The 14,510-nt window shown below is 63.7% G+C and carries 17 protein-coding genes; 8 read left to right on the top strand and 9 right to left on the bottom strand.

What is annotated here, in order from left to right; genetic code table 11:
• Window positions 1–67: 67 nt before the first annotated feature.
• Entirely contained in the window at window positions 68–973 is a 906-nt protein-coding gene (locus tag PWG15_RS11210) for a LysR family transcriptional regulator (protein ID WP_275019855.1), read from the bottom strand.
• A gap of 122 nt (window positions 974–1,095) precedes the next feature.
• On the opposite strand from PWG15_RS11210, the gene PWG15_RS11205 reads away from it, so the two are divergent.
• Window positions 1,096–2,007, top strand: a complete 912-nt coding sequence (locus PWG15_RS11205; RefSeq protein ID WP_275019854.1) for an MBL fold metallo-hydrolase — start codon at window positions 1,096–1,098, stop codon at window positions 2,005–2,007.
• A gap of 171 nt (window positions 2,008–2,178) precedes the next feature.
• On the top strand, window positions 2,179–2,772 hold the full coding sequence (locus tag PWG15_RS11200; protein ID WP_275019853.1) for a LysE family translocator: 594 nt from the start codon (window positions 2,179–2,181) through the stop codon (window positions 2,770–2,772).
• On the opposite strand, the gene PWG15_RS11195 is transcribed toward PWG15_RS11200, so the two are convergent.
• Window positions 2,764–3,243, bottom strand: coding sequence for a DUF2269 family protein (locus PWG15_RS11195; protein WP_275019852.1), 480 nt, complete (start codon window positions 3,241–3,243; stop codon window positions 2,764–2,766). The two genes, PWG15_RS11200 and PWG15_RS11195, sit on opposite strands and share 9 nt — an antisense overlap.
• On the bottom strand, window positions 3,243–4,538 hold the full coding sequence (locus tag PWG15_RS11190) for an SDR family oxidoreductase (protein ID WP_275019850.1): 1,296 nt from the start codon (window positions 4,536–4,538) through the stop codon (window positions 3,243–3,245). The genes PWG15_RS11195 and PWG15_RS11190 overlap by 1 nt, the downstream gene beginning before the upstream one ends.
• A gap of 258 nt (window positions 4,539–4,796) precedes the next feature.
• Here PWG15_RS11190 and nthA point away from each other — a divergent pair, with 258 nt between their 5' ends.
• The 5 genes from nthA (at window position 4,797) to PWG15_RS11165 (ending at window position 8,477) form a co-directional block, all read left to right on the top strand.
• Window positions 4,797–5,444 (top strand): nitrile hydratase subunit alpha, encoded by a 648-nt coding sequence (gene nthA / locus PWG15_RS11185; RefSeq protein ID WP_275019849.1) that lies wholly within the window; start codon window positions 4,797–4,799, stop codon window positions 5,442–5,444.
• Complete coding sequence (gene nthB / locus PWG15_RS11180) at window positions 5,441–6,103, top strand: nitrile hydratase subunit beta (RefSeq protein WP_275019848.1); 663 nt, start codon at window positions 5,441–5,443, stop codon at window positions 6,101–6,103. Before nthA ends, nthB begins: the two co-directional genes overlap by 4 nt.
• The gene (locus tag PWG15_RS11175) at window positions 6,087–6,464 is read left to right on the top strand and encodes a nitrile hydratase accessory protein (protein WP_275019847.1); all 378 of its coding nucleotides are present in this window, start codon (window positions 6,087–6,089) and stop codon (window positions 6,462–6,464) included. Before nthB ends, PWG15_RS11175 begins: the two co-directional genes overlap by 17 nt.
• Window positions 6,465–6,604: 140 nt before the next feature.
• Entirely contained in the window at window positions 6,605–7,600 is a 996-nt protein-coding gene (locus tag PWG15_RS11170; protein WP_275019846.1) for a glycosyltransferase family 2 protein, read from the top strand.
• Between the two features lie 31 nt (window positions 7,601–7,631).
• Window positions 7,632–8,477 carry a glycosyltransferase family 2 protein gene (locus PWG15_RS11165; protein WP_275019845.1) on the top strand — a complete coding sequence of 282 codons (846 nt, stop codon included), beginning with the start codon at window positions 7,632–7,634 and terminating at the stop codon, window positions 8,475–8,477.
• A 36-nt stretch (window positions 8,478–8,513) separates the two neighbouring features.
• On the opposite strand, the gene PWG15_RS11160 is transcribed toward PWG15_RS11165, so the two are convergent.
• From PWG15_RS11160 to PWG15_RS11145, 4 genes are all read right to left on the bottom strand, one after another.
• Window positions 8,514–9,350: an anti-sigma factor family protein gene (locus tag PWG15_RS11160; protein WP_275019844.1), complete on the bottom strand. Its 837-nt coding sequence runs from the start codon at window positions 9,348–9,350 to the stop codon at window positions 8,514–8,516.
• Window positions 9,347–9,901, bottom strand: a complete 555-nt coding sequence (locus PWG15_RS11155) for an RNA polymerase sigma factor (protein WP_275019843.1) — start codon at window positions 9,899–9,901, stop codon at window positions 9,347–9,349. Before PWG15_RS11155 ends, PWG15_RS11160 begins: the two co-directional genes overlap by 4 nt.
• Entirely contained in the window at window positions 9,885–10,262 is a 378-nt protein-coding gene (locus PWG15_RS11150; RefSeq protein ID WP_275019842.1) for a COG4315 family predicted lipoprotein, read from the bottom strand. The genes PWG15_RS11155 and PWG15_RS11150 overlap by 17 nt, the downstream gene beginning before the upstream one ends.
• Window positions 10,263–10,518: 256 nt before the next feature.
• A complete protein-coding gene (locus tag PWG15_RS11145; protein ID WP_275019841.1) occupies window positions 10,519–11,502 on the bottom strand; it encodes a quinone oxidoreductase family protein in 984 nt (327 codons plus the stop codon).
• 95 nt (window positions 11,503–11,597) lie between these two features.
• Here PWG15_RS11145 and PWG15_RS11140 point away from each other — a divergent pair, with 95 nt between their 5' ends.
• Window positions 11,598–12,488, top strand: a complete 891-nt coding sequence (locus PWG15_RS11140) for a LysR family transcriptional regulator (RefSeq protein WP_275019840.1) — start codon at window positions 11,598–11,600, stop codon at window positions 12,486–12,488.
• Window positions 12,489–12,520: 32 nt separating this feature from the next.
• Here the strand turns inward: PWG15_RS11140 and PWG15_RS11135 are convergent, their stop codons facing one another.
• Window positions 12,521–12,967 carry a hypothetical protein gene (locus PWG15_RS11135; RefSeq protein ID WP_275019839.1) on the bottom strand — a complete coding sequence of 149 codons (447 nt, stop codon included), beginning with the start codon at window positions 12,965–12,967 and terminating at the stop codon, window positions 12,521–12,523.
• A gap of 85 nt (window positions 12,968–13,052) precedes the next feature.
• Entirely contained in the window at window positions 13,053–14,141 is a 1,089-nt protein-coding gene (locus tag PWG15_RS11130; RefSeq protein WP_275019838.1) for an AbrB family protein, read from the bottom strand.
• Window positions 14,142–14,510: the final 369 nt, after the last annotated feature.

Here is a 14,510-nt window from a genome sequence, read left to right as displayed (position 1 = left end):
ACGCTTTCAGGAAAGGCGCCATAGGGAGCAATCTGGCGCGTCCGATCGGCCTTTCGGGCCATGGCCATCAGCCGGCAACACGCCCGCGCTCCTTCTCCATGCGCTGCAGGATCTCGACGAAGGCGCGCACGCGGGCAGGGCGGAAATGCGAGGGCGGATAGACGACGTGGATGCCGCCCGCAGGCAGTGCCCAGTCCGGGAGCAGCCGGACGAGGCGGCCTTCGGCGATATCGCCGCGCACCTGATAATCCGGCAACACCGCGAGGCCGATGCCGGCAAGCGCGCAACTGTGGGCGGAATCGGTGCTGTCGGCGGTCACCAGGGCCTTGCCGAGGATCGATGTTTCTTTACCAGTACGCGCAAATCTCCATTCCAGGGGTGCCTTCAAAGCGCCATTGGCGATCCAGGCTGCCTCTGCCAAGGGGGCAGGGTGCGAAAGCGCGCCAAGCTTTGCGGCATAGGCAGACGAGGCGACGAGATACTGTTCGAAGGTGCCGATCCGTTTTGCCCGCTCGCTGGAATCGATAAGCCAGCCGGCGCGGATGGCGAGGTCGAGTCTTTTCTCGATCATGTCGAGCACGGTGTCGTTGAAGCTGAGGTCCACGCGCATCGCCGGATAAAGCGCAAGATAGGCGGCGACCGCGTTGGTCACGACCTTGGCGCCGTAATCGAGCGGCGCCGTCAGCGTCAGCGTGCCGCTCGGGATTTCGGTTTCGGCCGAGACGGCGCCGACGGCTTCCTCGGCATCGCGCAGGATCAGCGCCGCGCGCTCGTAGAAGCGCTGGCCGGTCGCCGTCGGGCTCAGCCGCCTTGTGGTGCGCACCAGCAGGGTCGTTCCGAGTTCCTTCTCAAGCTGGGCGACCTGATGGCTGACGGCGGCCTTGGCGAGGCCCAGCCTGTCGGCGGCTGCGGTGAACGAGCCGCTTTCGACCACGGCGACGAAGTGAGATAGGCGATTTAGATTGACGGTCATCTGGTTCTATCAGCCATTGTCTGAAATTTTTAGACAATCTGTTCGCGTCCCCGGGCTTTTTCAAGAGGCCATCGACCGTCATTTTGCCGGGCCTGTCCCATCAAAGCTCCCAAGGAGACCCCATGCAAATCCAGTTGACCCGTCGCACTGCACTCAAGACGGTGGTGGCGGCCGGCGCCGCCGCCCTTATTCAGCCGATGGGCAGCGGGCTTGCCATGGCTGCCTCCAAACTCCAATGGCGCTATTTCCAGGCCGACGAGGCAGGGTTTGACCGCACACCGGTGCTGCTTTCCGGCGAGAGCGAAGCGATCCTGATCGATGGCGGGTTCACGCTTTCGGACGGCCGTGCCGTTGCCGAGGCGATCAAGGCGACCGGCAAGCGGCTGACGACCATCTACGTCAGCTGCAACGACCCGGACTTCTACTTCAGCCTCAAGCCGGTCGTTGAGGCTTTCCCGGATGCCAAGGTGATCGCAGCTTCGGCAACCGTCGCGGCGATAAAGGCGAATGTCGAGGGCAAGCTTGCGACCTGGGGACCTCAACTGAAAGACAACGGCCCGCAGACGCTGGCCGATCTGGTGATGCCGGAACCGGACGACCGCACCGCGCTGACGCTCGAGGGCAGCACGATCGAGATCGTCACGATCGAAGGGATGAAGGACCGGCGCTATCTCTTCGTGCCGGAACTAAACGCGATCTTCGGCGGCGTGCTCGTCTATTCCGGCTCGCATGTCTGGGTCGCCGACGAGGCGACGGCGGAAGGGCGGCAGAAATGGATCGAGGCACTCGATACCATGGCGGCGCGCAACCCCGAGATCGTCGTGCCGGCGCACAAGTCCAAGGGCGGACCGGAAGGCGTCGAGGCGATCCGCTTCACTCGCGATTATCTCGTGGCGTTCAACGAGGCGGCGGCTGCTGCCAAGGACAGCGCCGAGTTGATTGCCGCCATGACCAAGCGTTATCCGGATTTGCCCGGCGCCTCGACGCTCGAACTCGGCGCCAAGGTTGCCGAGGGCGAGATGAAGTGGGGCTGAGGCCAGCCATCGTTCTTTGACAGGCAAGGCGGTGCGGCCTTTACTGCGCCGCCCTGTCGGTCCCGCGAACTGACAGCGGGCGAATGCGCTGCAACTTGTCACCATGACAAGTTCGCGGCTGGTGCCGGTCAATAGGTCAATTATGTTGACCCAATTGAGCCGGAGGTAACCATGCAGGCCGATACGCTGCTGGCGCTGTTTTTGTTCGCATTCACCACCTCGATCACACCAGGGCCGAACAACATGATGCTTTTTGCATCGGGCGTGAATTTCGGCTTCGTGCGCACCGTTCCGCATATGCTGGGCATCGGTGCCGGCTTCTTCGTGCTCCTGATCGCCGTCGGCTTCGGTCTCGGCGCGCTGCTCCACTCGGTGCCGCTTCTTTATACGGCGCTGAAATTCGCCGGCGGCGCCTATCTTGTCTGGATCGCCTGGAAGATCGGCACCTCGCGCTCTCTCGGCGAAGGCAAGGCCGGTGCCAGGCCGATGACTTTCCTTTCCGCCGCGGCCTTCCAGTGGGTCAACCCCAAGGCGTGGGTGATGGCGGTTTCGGCCATGGCCACCTATACCAGCAGCGATAGCTATCTGATGAGCGTGCTCGTCGTCGGCCTCGTCTTTGCGCTGGTCAATGTGCCGAGCGTGTCCACCTGGGCGGGCTTCGGCTCGGCGCTGCGCCAATGGCTCTCCGAACCGTCGCGGCTGAAATGGTTCAACATCACCATGGCCGTGCTGCTCGTCGTCAGCCTCTGGCCGATGCTAAAATAGCTGAAACTGCGGCTTGGTCAGCATCAGCCAGAAGATGCCGGTGACGGCAAGGAACGCCGGAAAGCCGCAGGCAAACCAGATGGCATAGAGCCTATCGAACTCCGGCGGCAGCGGCACGGCGTTCGCTGTGGCAAGGCGAGCGAGATCGCGCAGCCGCAGTTGGATCCACACGACCGGCAGCCAGAAGAGGCCTGTCACCACGTAGAGGGCCAGCGACAGCACGATCCAGCTCTCGCTCAGCGACCAGCCGACGCTTCTGGCCAGCAGGTATCCGGTGATTGGCTGGATCACCACGGCCGTGGCGGTGAAGATCGTGTCGGCAACCACGACGGTGCCGGCGACATGGGCGATCAGCTTGGCATCGCGCGTGCGCCTGGCCATCACCATGAAGAAGGCGATGCCCGCACCGGTGCCGAAGAGCACGGCGGCGCCGATCACATGGGCAAGGCGCAGCAGTTCTTCCTGAAGCATCAGCGTTCATCCAGGATGGCAAGCGTTACGAGCGTGGCCAGAATCGAGGGCAGGACCTTGACGAACGGCCCGAGCGGATCGGCCCAGAGTTCGGGTTCAACGAGGGTGGCTGCGGCGAGGTAGCCGAAAGTCAGAGCGAGCATGCCGAGCAGCGCGCGCCTGGCAAAGGGGCGAAAGAGCACGGCGATGCCGAGCGCGATGTCGGCAAGGCAGGTGGCAAGCGTCAGTGCCGTTGCCGGCCCTTCAGAGAGGAACCGCAGGAAATGCTGCCGAGCGTCGTCGAAGGCAAGGAACGGAACGAACCCCGACAGCAGCCAGAAGATCGACAAGCCGACAATCATGAGCGGCTTCAACAGGTAAAGCCGGGCAAACCAGAGATCCTGAACGCCCGATGGGTTGGCCGAAAGGCTTTGGCTGGCCGACAGGAATGGCCCCGGCGCTCTCTGCGAGCCTGCGGCGCAGACGCCGCCGGCCATCACTGCAAGTGCCGTGGAGCGCAGTGGCGATCGCCAGCCGAGCCGTCCGGCGATATCGGCGAGGAACCCGACGGGTGCTGCAAGTGACGCGGGCAGTGACACGATCCTGGCGGCGGGCAGCCCAAGCCACCGGCGGTGCAATGCCACGAGTTCGGCAAGCGTCGGCGGCGCCCCGTGGCCAAGCACGAGATCGCTTCCGTCGGGCAAGAGATCGGCAACGGCGGCGCTGACTGTTTCGGCTACATCGCTCATGGCAACCGTCTCGACGCGGGACCCGGCGTGGACGAGCGGGATGGCGAAGGGCAGGGCGGCAAGAGCACGCAGCAGGGCCGAACCGCCATGGGCGTTGCGACCGAGCACCAGCGTCGGGCGCAGGATGACATGTGCCACGCCGCTTGTCGCCAGTGCCCGATCGGCGCGGAACTTTGTGGCAAGGAAGGCGCTGTCGTTGCCGGCGTCGCCCAATGGTGCTGAGATCCGGGGTGCTGAGATCTGGACGATCCGCACCGGCGATGCCTTCGCCGCTTCGTACAGTGCCAGCATCGCCGCCTCCTGCATCGCGGCAACGTCGTCGTTGAGGCCATCCTGCAGCGCGCCGGCACAGTTGACGATCACGTCATGGCTTTCGACCAGCTGCCGCCAGTCGTCGGCGGCGCGCATCCGGGCGAGGTCGGCTGAGAGCCACTGCGCCTGCGGCCGTTTCAGCCGGGCGCGGGCGACATGGCGGCCAAGGCCGGTCACCGTGTGTCCGTCGCTTGCAAGCCTGTCGAGGAGGACCGAGCCAATGAAGCCGGTGGCGCCGAGAATCAGAACCTTCATGGCGCAAGAATAGCTGCGGTTGCGTGCGGCAGCATCATCTGTCGCCATAGTTTAGCGAGGTGCGCGCAATTGTCGTCGAGGCGGTAAGGCGAGGCCTGAAGCATCGCCGCACGGCTGACTTGTCATGGTGACAATTCTAACCGCCGGTTGCTGATGAAATCGATTTCGAATTCTCATTTCATCAGCTACCACTGTCGCCCGAGTGAGGAGGCAGCGCTGTCCGCACCCGAAGGGTGTGCCGCTGCGAGGAGCCAGGCAATGTCCGAACACCATCATGGCCACGATCACCACGGTCACGACCATCATCACCACGACAACCACTTCACCGATATGGAAGCGCGGGTGAAGGCGCTGGAGACGGTGCTGACGGAGAAGGGGCTGATCGATCCGGCGGCGATCGACGCGATCGTGGAGACCTACGAGACGAAGATCGGGCCGCGCAACGGCGCGCGCGTGGTGGCCAAGGCCTGGGTCGACCCCGATTTCGCCGAGTGGCTCAAGCGCGATGCCACCGAAGCGATCGCGAGCCTCAGCTATACCGGCCGGCAGGGCGAGCACATGCGCGCCGTGTTCAATACGGCAGACACCCATAACCTCGTCGTCTGCACGCTCTGTTCCTGCTATCCCTGGTCGGTGCTCGGCCTGCCGCCGGTCTGGTACAAGGCGCCGCCCTATCGCTCGCGTGCGGTCATCGATCCGCGCGGGGTCCTTGCCGAATTCGGGCTGACATTGCCGGAAACGACGCGCATCCGGGTCTGGGATTCGACCGCCGAGTTGCGCTATCTGGTGATCCCCGAGCGCCCGGCAGGAACGGAAGATTTCAGCGAGGACGAACTGGCAGCGCTGGTGACGCGCGATGCCATGATCGGCACCGGGATCGCCCTTTCCGGGGAGACGCTTCGATGAACGGTCCGCACGATCTCGGCGGCGCCCATGGCTTAGGCCCGGTGGCGCCGGAAAAGGACGAACCCTATTTCCACGGCGAATGGGAGAGACGGGCGCTCGGCGTCACGCTTTCCTGCGGTGCCTTCGGGGCCTGGACGATCGATGAAAGCCGGCATGCGCGCGAGAGCCTGCCGGCGGCGACCTATCTGTCGGCAAGCTACTACGAGATCTGGACGCGGGCGCTGGAAAAGCTCCTGAAGCGCCACGGCTTCGTGACGCAAGCCGAGCTCGACGGCGGGCATAGGCTGGAACAGGGGGCGAGCCCGAAGCGGGTCTTGAAGGCGGACATGGTGGCGGGCGTACTTGCCAAGGGCGGCCCCTGCGACCGCCCGGTCGAGGTCGCACCGCGCTTTGCCGTCGGCGACCCGGTGAAGACCAAGAACTTCAATCCGGAAACCCATACGCGCCTGCCGCGCTACGCCCGCGCCAAGCGCGGGCGAGTGGAGGCGGTGCAGGGCTCCTTCGTCTTTCCTGATGATAACGCCCACGGCCGCGGCGAGAATCCGCAATGGGTCTATACCGTCGTCTTCGACGGGCCCGAGATCTGGGGCGAGGGCGCCGACCCGACGCTGACCGTCTCGATCGATGCCTGGGAGAGCTACCTTGAACACCACATGTAAGGTGACGTCGCCGCTCGTTGCCTCGGCCGAACTGCCGAAATCGCCGGAGGGTGATCCGGTCTTTGCCGAACCCTGGCAGGCGAACGCCTTCGCCATGACCGTTCGCCTGCATGAAAAGGGCGTATTCTCGTGGCCGGAATGGGCCGAGGCGCTGTCGGCCGAACTCTACAAGCCCGGACGCAAGGCGGATGCCAGCGACTATTATGATTGCTGGGTGGCCGCACTTTCGCGCCTTGTCACCGAGCTTTCGCTTGCCTCCGGCCGCGAGCTTGAAGATTTGACGCTGAGCTGGCAGCGGGCGGCTGAAGCGACGCCGCACGGACAGCCGATCATGCTCGCCAACGATCCTGAGCGACCCTGACTGCGAAGGCTCCGATCCGGAGGGCCTTCGCAAGTTGATCGTAGAGGGTTTTTCACGTAGAGGCTGCTCATCCAAACGATCCGGAGCTTGCCGTGGGCGAAACTCGATATCCTTTTTCCTCCATGGAGGCGGCCGCGGAGATGTTCAGGAGAACGCCGCTCGAACGCCTCAGCACATGGCTGGAAACCAAAAGGATGGCCCGGCGGGAGAGGAAGAAGAAGCGCCGGCACGAATTGACGTGCCTGAACGCGCGGGGGCCGGCAACCTTGTCGTCCGACGATATCCCGTTGATGTTCATCACCCACAACGACCTCAAACTGATGCCGTCGTTCCTGACGCATTACCGCAAGCTCGGGGTGACACGCTTCATCTGCATCGACGACGTCTCGTCCGACGGTACGCGTGAATATCTGGTGGCGCAGCCGGATGTCGACGTCTGGTCGTCGATCGTGCGTTTCAAGGAGGCGCGGCGCGGGCGCGAGTGGCGGGAAACGCTGTTCGAGCGCTACGGCACTGGTCGATGGTACGTCAATGTCGATTCCGACGAGTATCTCGTCTATGACGGCTACGAGGAACGCGGACTGAAGTGGCTCATCCCGGCGCTGGAGCGCATGGGCGCCCGCCGCATGCTCGCCCCCATGCTCGACATGTATCCTGTTGATCTCGAGCGCGCCGACGTCGAAAATCTGAAGCAGCAGGCTCCTTGGGAGATTGCCGATCATTTCGATGCCACCGGCTACACCATGCATGCGATGAAGCGGGCCTTCAGCGTCAAGGGTGGGCCGCGCTATCGCAAGTTCGGAACCGACCTGGAGATGGTCAAGTATCCGGTGCTGTTCTGGGATGGCGAGTGCTGTTTTGGCCCCAGCATCCATCAGCCCTTGCCCTATGACCGGAATTTTCCGGCTGCCATGGGCGTGCTGCTGCATTTCAAGTTCTTTGCCGATTATGCCGAGGTCGTCGATGCGGCCGCGGCAGGCGGGCAGTATTTCGATGCCTCCTCCGTCTATGTGAAGATCAAGGAGAACATCGCAAACGCCGGCGGTCTGCAGTTGACCTCGGATGTTTCGGTGCGCTTCACCGGATCCCGGCAATTGCTGGATCTCGGATTTATAACGCGGCTTGAGCGCGCCTGAAGCGCCGCTCGGCAAATAGCTTGGAGTGAGAATGGAGAAGGCGAAACTCGTCGTTCTGTTTCCGGTCTTCAATGGTGCGAAGACCCTGGAAAAGTGCCTGCAGTGCATCGCGGATCAGGATCTTAAGGATTTTCGCGCCATCATCGTCGAGAACAGGTCGACCGATGGTTCGCTGGAGATCGCCAGGGCTTTCGCCGCGAAGGATCCTCGTTTCGAGGTGATCGAGAACGAGGTGCATCTCAAGGCCGACGACAACTTCCTCAAGTGCTTCCACCTCGGCACCGAACTCGGCGAATATTTCTGCCTCAGGGCTTGCGACGACTTTTCGACGCTCGACTATCTGTCGCGCCTCGTTGCCGCCCTGGACGCGGACAAGACCAAGCTGCTCGGAGTTTCGGACGTCAGGCGGTTCAAAGACGGCAAGGGGCGCCTTGCCAGCCCCAACCGCGATGTCTTCGATTTTGCCCAGCGCGTGCGCGACGGCAACATCCCGCGCAATCTGAGTTATCCGTCCGAATGGGTGTACGGCATCTACCGCTCGCAAGGCAGCCTGGAGATCCTGCTCCGGCGCTATGCGGAGTTCAGCTATCCCTGGACCGGCGCCTCCTACATCGTCACGGAGTTCGTGGTGCGCGATCTCGTCGCCTATGTGGAGGGGCCCGAATTTCACTTCATCGAGGGATCGGGATCACAACAGCGCTATGGTGCAAAGACCTTCCGGGAAAAGTTCTCGCAGCGCTGGGACTATACGGTCGGCTGCTACCGGCTGAAGGACAAGCTGCCGCCGATGTCGCCGTGGAAGAAGTTCCTGCTGTTCCGCATGTTCTGGAACGATGCGCGCCGCAAGACCCGCTACAAGCTGCTCGGCTTTTTCTGATCGGGAGGAGCGCGCCCAAGAGGGCGTGCCGCCATCTCAACTCCTGGTCGCCTCGCTCTTGTCGAACTGGCGGTAGCACTCGTCGGCCACCTGCTGCAAAAGGCTGCGCGGCACCTCGCCGGTGACGGCGTAGCCGATCGGCCCGTCAATCCAGTAGAAGGTCTCGACGCCGTCGTTCTCGTCGATGCGGAAACTGGTCTCGCGGTTGTCGTCGTTGCGGCCGAGAAGGACCGTGAGCCTGCGTCCGGTGCCATCCTCATACATGAACATCGCGCCCGCCTTGCCATTGACCGGCAGCAGCCGCCCTCCGACCAGCGAGAAGCCGAGCGAGGAGAGATCGGGGATCGTCAGCGGATGGTCGAGGCGTTTTCCCAGCCAGGTGGCGAGATGGCTCTGCTCGTCGGCACCGACCTCGACGGCGTGGCGTACCTCGCTGGCATAGACCAGGAAGGCGGATTGCGCCTGCCGCGGCAGGCTGTCGGCGGTCTCGATCGGCCGGCTGCCGGCATCGATCGAAAACAGCGAGGGTGCATAGAGGCCGGTCAGTCCGCCAGCGGCAAAGAGGGCGAGACCGGCGGCAATGGCGCGCAGACGGCCGCCGGCGGATCGTGTTTCCTTGTCCGGGTTCGGCTGCAGAAGTTCGGTGCCGCTGCTTTTCGAGAGCAAGGCGCGGTCACGTGTGTCGCTGTGGGCGTAGCCGGCGAAGAGCGCCCGAAGGTCCACTGCCTGCGCCTGCCATTGCCGGACTTCTTCGGCGCGTGCGGGGTTGCTCTCCAGCCATTGCTCGATCCGTTCGCGTTCCCGTGGGGTCACGAAACCGTCGACATAGGCGTGCAGATCGTCTTCGGAGACGGTGTTGGGATCTTCCGTCATTTCGGTCTCCGCATGCTGATCACATTATCGTCCTTCATGGCTTCGGCAAGCTGGCGCCGGGCGCGTGACAGCCGCGACATCACAGTGCCGATCGGAATGGCCATCATCTCGGCCACGTCCTGGTAGCGGTACCCCTCGATCACCACGAGCATCAGCACCGAACGGTTTTCCGAGGAAAGGCCGTTCAGCGCCCGCTCGAGCTTGGAGCGTTCGAGAGGGTCGCTTTCGCGGTTCTCCGCCTCCAGCCCCAGATCCTCATCCAGCGCCACCTGCGGGTGCATGGAGAGGTAGCGGTGCCGGTTGCGTCCGAGATTGGTCATGATGGTGAAGGCCCAGGCGCGCAGGTTGACGCCGCGCCATTGCGCGCGGCGCGAAAGCACCTTCTCCACGCAATCCTGCAACAGGTCCTCGCCATCCGGATCCGAGCGCACGAGGCTGCGCGCATAGCGTCGCAGCGCCGGCACCAGGGCCAGCACATCTTCCTCGAACCGGTCGGATGGGGGGCCATTTGCCCCCACATCCGCATCTCCGCCATTACGGCTTGGCGACATTCCATTCGCCCTTCTTCATACCGTCGCCGGTAATGTCACCCATCTTCTTGTCCTTGACGAAGAAATAGAGCGGCATGCCGTCCTTGGCCCATTGCTTCTTGCCGTCCTTGCGCTCGACGACCGTATAGGCGCCGTCTGCCTTGGCGCTGGCTTCCGCCAGGAAAGGCGGCCAGTTCGTGGCGCAGGCGTCGTAGCAACTGGATTTGCCGCCATGGTCGTCCTTGTAGGTATAGAGCGTCATGCCGTTTTCACCGGCCAGCACCTTGCCCTTGGCCGATTCGACTTCCTTGACCGGCGGTGCGGCAAAAGCCACGGCGCTGGCGGCAAGGAGCATGGCGATCGTCAATGGAAACGTTCTCATGGCAATTATCCTTCCTCAAGATGATTTTCCTATCCGGAAACGGGCGGATGCCTCCTCGTCCCGTTCCGCAAGAGCCGCATGCTTGCAGATCCAGCCATGAGACACAGTGCGTGGGGGATTTATTCCCGGAAAACTGGTGGCTGTTTCGGTTCCGCCATTTCGCTGCCGGAACCGGAGCAAGCGAAGCGACCGGCCGCTCGATCGACGATCGCGCGGCCGGCAAAAGGACGGTGATAGGCTGGAAGTAGCCGTCGGTTCAGGGCAGCAGAACCGCGGACCCCGTCGTGCGACGGGCCTCCAGGTCCTCGTGCGCCTTGCGCGCTTCGGGCAGCGGATAGGTGGTGATGGCGGAGGCGCGAACGGTCCCTGCCTGGATCGCGCCAAACAGGTCTCGTGCCGCCGTCTCATATTCCCTTCGGTCTGCGGTGTAGTGCGCGATCGAGGGGCGGGTGGCATAGAGCGAGCCCTTGGCCGCAAGCGAGGAGACGTCAAGCGGCGGCACCGGGCCGGAGGAGGCGCCGAAGGACACCAGCGTGCCGCGCGGGCGCAGGCAATCGAGGGATTTGGCGAAGGTTTCGGCGCCGACGGAATCATAGACGACATCGACACCCTTGCCGCCGGTGATCTCGGTGACGCGCGCCTGAAAATCCTCTTCGGTATAGAGGACCACATGATCGCAGCCGTTGGCGCGGGCGATCCCGGCCTTTTCGGCGGAACTGACCGTGCCGATGATCGTCGCGCCGAGGTGGTTGAGCCATTGGCAGGCGATCGAGCCGACGCCGCCGGCTGCCGCATGAAACAGCACCGTGTCGCCGCGTTTCACCGGAAAACAGCGGCGGATCAGATACTCGACGGTCAGCCCCTTGAAGACGAGTGCTGCGACCTCCTGGCTGTCCAGCGCGTCGGGCAGCGCCAGCGCCCGTGCGGCGGGCAGGTTGCGGTGGGTGGCATAGGCGCCGGGCGGGCCGCCGACATAGGCGATGCGTTGGCCGACGGCAAACCCCGTCACCCCTTCGCCAAGTGCGGTGACGATGCCGACGCCTTCGACGCCGAGGCCGCTCGGCAGCGGGAGGGGTGAGGTGCCGAGGCGATGATAGACGTCGATATAGTTCACGCCGATCGCGAGGTGGCGGATCTGGATTTCGCCCGGCGCGGGGTCGGCCAACGCCCCGGTTTTAAAAGCGAGCACCTCTGGCGTGCCAAATTCGGAAAATTGGAAGGCTTCGGTCTTGATGGTCATGCTGTTCTCTCCAGGGGATTTGTGGAATCTGCTTGATTTTTCAGCGCCGGTCGAGAAACCTTTCCGCAATCCGATTTTCCAAAAATGGAAAGAAAATGGACTGGAATGATCTGAAGTTCTTTCTGGCCGTCGCCAATGCGCGGTCGCTTAGTGCTGCCTCCGCCAGACTTGGCGTCAGCGCGTCGACCGTTTCGCGCCGGATCGAGGCACTGGAGGCGGCGCTGGAGGTCAAGCTCTTTCGGTCGCATCGCGACGGTTATGACCTGACGCCGGCGGGCGAGGACCTCCTGGCGCCGGCCGAGCGGGCCGAGGCGCAGATGCGCGTCTTCGAGCGCGCGGCACGCGAGAAGGACAGCGATCTCGCAGGACCCGTGCGCATCGACGTGCCCGAGTTGCTCGGGCAGGAGGTGTTGTTGCCGGGGCTGGCCGGTTTCCTGCAGGCCCATCCGGGCATCCGGCTGGAGATGCATTCGAGCGTGCGGCCGGTGCGGCTTGTCGGTGAGGAAGCCGATATCGTGCTGCGTCTTGTCCGTCCGCAGCAGGGCAACTATCGCCAGCGCAAGATCGGCTCTCTCGCTTTCGGGCTCTATGCGGCGCCGGATTATCTCGCCCGCTGCGGCGTGCCCGAAGCCCCGGCTGACCTCCATCGTCATCGGGTGATCGGCTGGAGCGAGGATCTCACCTATTTGATCATGGTGACCTGGCTCGAAACCCTGTGCCCCGGCCTCCAGCCGGCGATGCGCCTCACTTCGTTTGGTGCGCAGATCGCGGCGGTCAGGAACGGCCTTGGCTTTGCCGTGCTACCCGCATTCGCCGCCGAGGCAGCCGGCTTTGTCGCGCTGCTGCCCGACGTGGCGCCATTGGTATCCGACCTCTGGATGCTGGTCCACGAGCAGTCGGCGGAACTGCCGCGCGTCCGGCTGGTGAAAGAGGCGATGCTTGTGGCTTTGACGCGTTTCAATGCGCCATTGTTCGGGAGCGTTTAGACGGGCAGTGTGATCCACCGTATGCGGCGGTTCTACTCAAAGGCCGTATCGCCGTCGCCACGGATCGGCATCCAGGTCTCGTCAAAACGGCGAACGTCATCGAAGGTTGCTTCGATCTTTCCAAGGACTGTCTCGTCGTCCGTTGTCACTTCGTAGAACGTGCTGTCGATCGCGCGAATGCGGACCCAGAGCTGGTCGGGCGCAGTGGGCAGGGAACCGCAAAACGCGCCCCAGATCACCTGGCGGGTGTCATTGGCGGCAGCAGCGAGGTCCTTGCCGCCGACCCGTTCGCCGGATCGGGCCATCGTCTCCAGGACGTCGCCACCGGGGCCGGTGGCTTCGAACCAGGAATACCCCGTGTCTACCGCCGAAACTCGCCACGAGGCCCTGAGGGAGTGGGGAGCCAGGAGTTGCAGGAAATCGCGGAGATCGAACGGGAGCACCGTCTCTGGTGGGCCATAAACCCTAAGTGTCTTCATGAGGAATTTTTCCGCAACGTCGGCCAGCGCGCCCGTACGACTTTTGCGCAGAAAGGCCGGGCCGACAATCCCTCGGCCGCCGGTTTCAAGCCCGGTCGGCGACGAAGCGGGCGAGAGCCGGACCGATCATGGTGATGATCAAGAGGCGGGCGGTCTGCAGTGCCATGACGAAGGAGAGGTCGACATTGCTGGAGGCGGCGATGACTGCGATCGAATCGAGCCCGCCGGGGCTGGTGGCGAGATAGGCGGTCAGCGGATCGATGCCGACGACCTTGATCAGGAGCAGGGCGAGCAGGCCGGAAAAGGAGATCAGCACGACGATCGAGATGATCGTCGGCACCAGCGCGCGGCGTGCGTGGATGAGGATCTGGCGGGTGAAGCAGAGGCCGATGTTCCAGCCGAGCAGCGCAAAACAGAGCGCCAGCAGCCATTGCGGCAACGTTGTCGTCATGACGCCGGAGACATTCAGCGCGGCGCCGATGAGAAACGGCAGCAGGAAGGCGCCCGCCGGCACACGCAGAAAGCGGCCGGCAAGGGCCGCGCCAAGTCCGACGGCGACCGTCTCGAGGAAGAGCAGGCTATCGATCGGCGCGAACCAATGCGTGGTCTGCTCGGCCTCGGCGCCGGTGACCCACATATGGGCCACGACAGTCGCGGTGCTGGCGACGAAGATCACGCGCAGATATTGCATGAAGGCGACCAGGCGCGCGTCGGCGCCATAGGCATCGGCCATCAACAGCATCGTCGAGGCGGCACCGGCCGACGAGCCCCAGATCGCCGTCGTGCCCGGCAGAATGCGCATGCGGGTGATCACCCAGCCGCACAGCGTGCTGACGGCGATGACCGACAGGATCACCGCGAGGAACAGCGGCCAGTTGCCGGAAAAGGTCACCAGCATGCCCGGCGTCATGGCGCCGGCGATCATCATCGCCAGGATGAACTGAACACAGAAGAAGAGTTGGCGCGGCAGGCGGATCGTGCCGCCGTTCAGGCCGACGAGCACGGCCGCAAGCATCGGCCCCATCAGCAGCCCCGCGGGGATGCCGATGAATTCGAAACAGGTGGCAAGCAGGAGGGAGATGACCGAAAGCAGGCACCATTGCAGCCACGGCGCCAACCGTCCGATGCCGACCTTTTCCGGAGAGGACGAGGCTTTGGGCTTGTCGGTCGTCACGGGCATTCTCCGGCATGACCCCCAAGAGGCGGGAGCGGCCAATCGTGGCCTGCCTCGTTGGGGCTTCGAGCGATGGTAGCCGCCAGCGGGATCGTGGCGCCATCAATGTCCCGCTCGTTAGCAACAATGCGGCGTTGCATTCAAGGGGCACGGCAAGAAAGTGCCACAGCGACTATCGGCCGGAAATGAGGTGGGCGATGTCACTACTTCTGCCGGGAAGGCCCGTGGCTGCATGATAAACGCAAGTTGTGAGAAAAAAACGTGAACAAAAGATCGCGGACCCGGAGGTCCCGATGGTTGGCGTGATGCAGAAAGCCGTTGATTCTACACCGCAAGTCCCTGTTTCGCAGAAAGATGTAGTCCAAACCG

Origin of the sequence: Ensifer adhaerens (genome assembly GCF_028993555.1) — a bacterium.
GTDB classification, from domain to species: domain Bacteria; phylum Pseudomonadota; class Alphaproteobacteria; order Rhizobiales; family Rhizobiaceae; genus Ensifer; species Ensifer adhaerens_I.
This window is presented reverse-complemented; position numbering and strand designations above follow the sequence as displayed.

What these genes read in the sequence shown, in the direction of transcription:
- PWG15_RS11210 (WP_275019855.1), bottom strand. Translation starts at nt 973, where the DNA reads ATGACCGTCAATCTAAATCGCCTATCTCACTTCGTCGCCGTGGTCGAA.
- PWG15_RS11205 (WP_275019854.1), top strand. Translation starts at nt 1,096, where the DNA reads ATGCAAATCCAGTTGACCCGTCGCACTGCACTCAAGACGGTGGTGGCG.
- PWG15_RS11200 (WP_275019853.1), top strand. Translation starts at nt 2,179, where the DNA reads ATGCAGGCCGATACGCTGCTGGCGCTGTTTTTGTTCGCATTCACCACC.
- PWG15_RS11195 (WP_275019852.1), bottom strand. Translation starts at nt 3,243, where the DNA reads ATGCTTCAGGAAGAACTGCTGCGCCTTGCCCATGTGATCGGCGCCGCC.
- PWG15_RS11190 (WP_275019850.1), bottom strand. Translation starts at nt 4,538, where the DNA reads ATGAAGGTTCTGATTCTCGGCGCCACCGGCTTCATTGGCTCGGTCCTC.
- nthA (WP_275019849.1), top strand. Translation starts at nt 4,797, where the DNA reads ATGTCCGAACACCATCATGGCCACGATCACCACGGTCACGACCATCAT.
- nthB (WP_275019848.1), top strand. Translation starts at nt 5,441, where the DNA reads ATGAACGGTCCGCACGATCTCGGCGGCGCCCATGGCTTAGGCCCGGTG.
- PWG15_RS11170 (WP_275019846.1), top strand. Translation starts at nt 6,605, where the DNA reads ATGTTCAGGAGAACGCCGCTCGAACGCCTCAGCACATGGCTGGAAACC.
- PWG15_RS11165 (WP_275019845.1), top strand. Translation starts at nt 7,632, where the DNA reads ATGGAGAAGGCGAAACTCGTCGTTCTGTTTCCGGTCTTCAATGGTGCG.
- PWG15_RS11160 (WP_275019844.1), bottom strand. Translation starts at nt 9,350, where the DNA reads ATGACGGAAGATCCCAACACCGTCTCCGAAGACGATCTGCACGCCTAT.
- PWG15_RS11155 (WP_275019843.1), bottom strand. Translation starts at nt 9,901, where the DNA reads ATGTCGCCAAGCCGTAATGGCGGAGATGCGGATGTGGGGGCAAATGGC.
- PWG15_RS11150 (WP_275019842.1), bottom strand. Translation starts at nt 10,262, where the DNA reads ATGAGAACGTTTCCATTGACGATCGCCATGCTCCTTGCCGCCAGCGCC.
- PWG15_RS11145 (WP_275019841.1), bottom strand. Translation starts at nt 11,502, where the DNA reads ATGACCATCAAGACCGAAGCCTTCCAATTTTCCGAATTTGGCACGCCA.
- PWG15_RS11140 (WP_275019840.1), top strand. Translation starts at nt 11,598, where the DNA reads ATGGACTGGAATGATCTGAAGTTCTTTCTGGCCGTCGCCAATGCGCGG.
- PWG15_RS11135 (WP_275019839.1), bottom strand. Translation starts at nt 12,967, where the DNA reads ATGAAGACACTTAGGGTTTATGGCCCACCAGAGACGGTGCTCCCGTTC.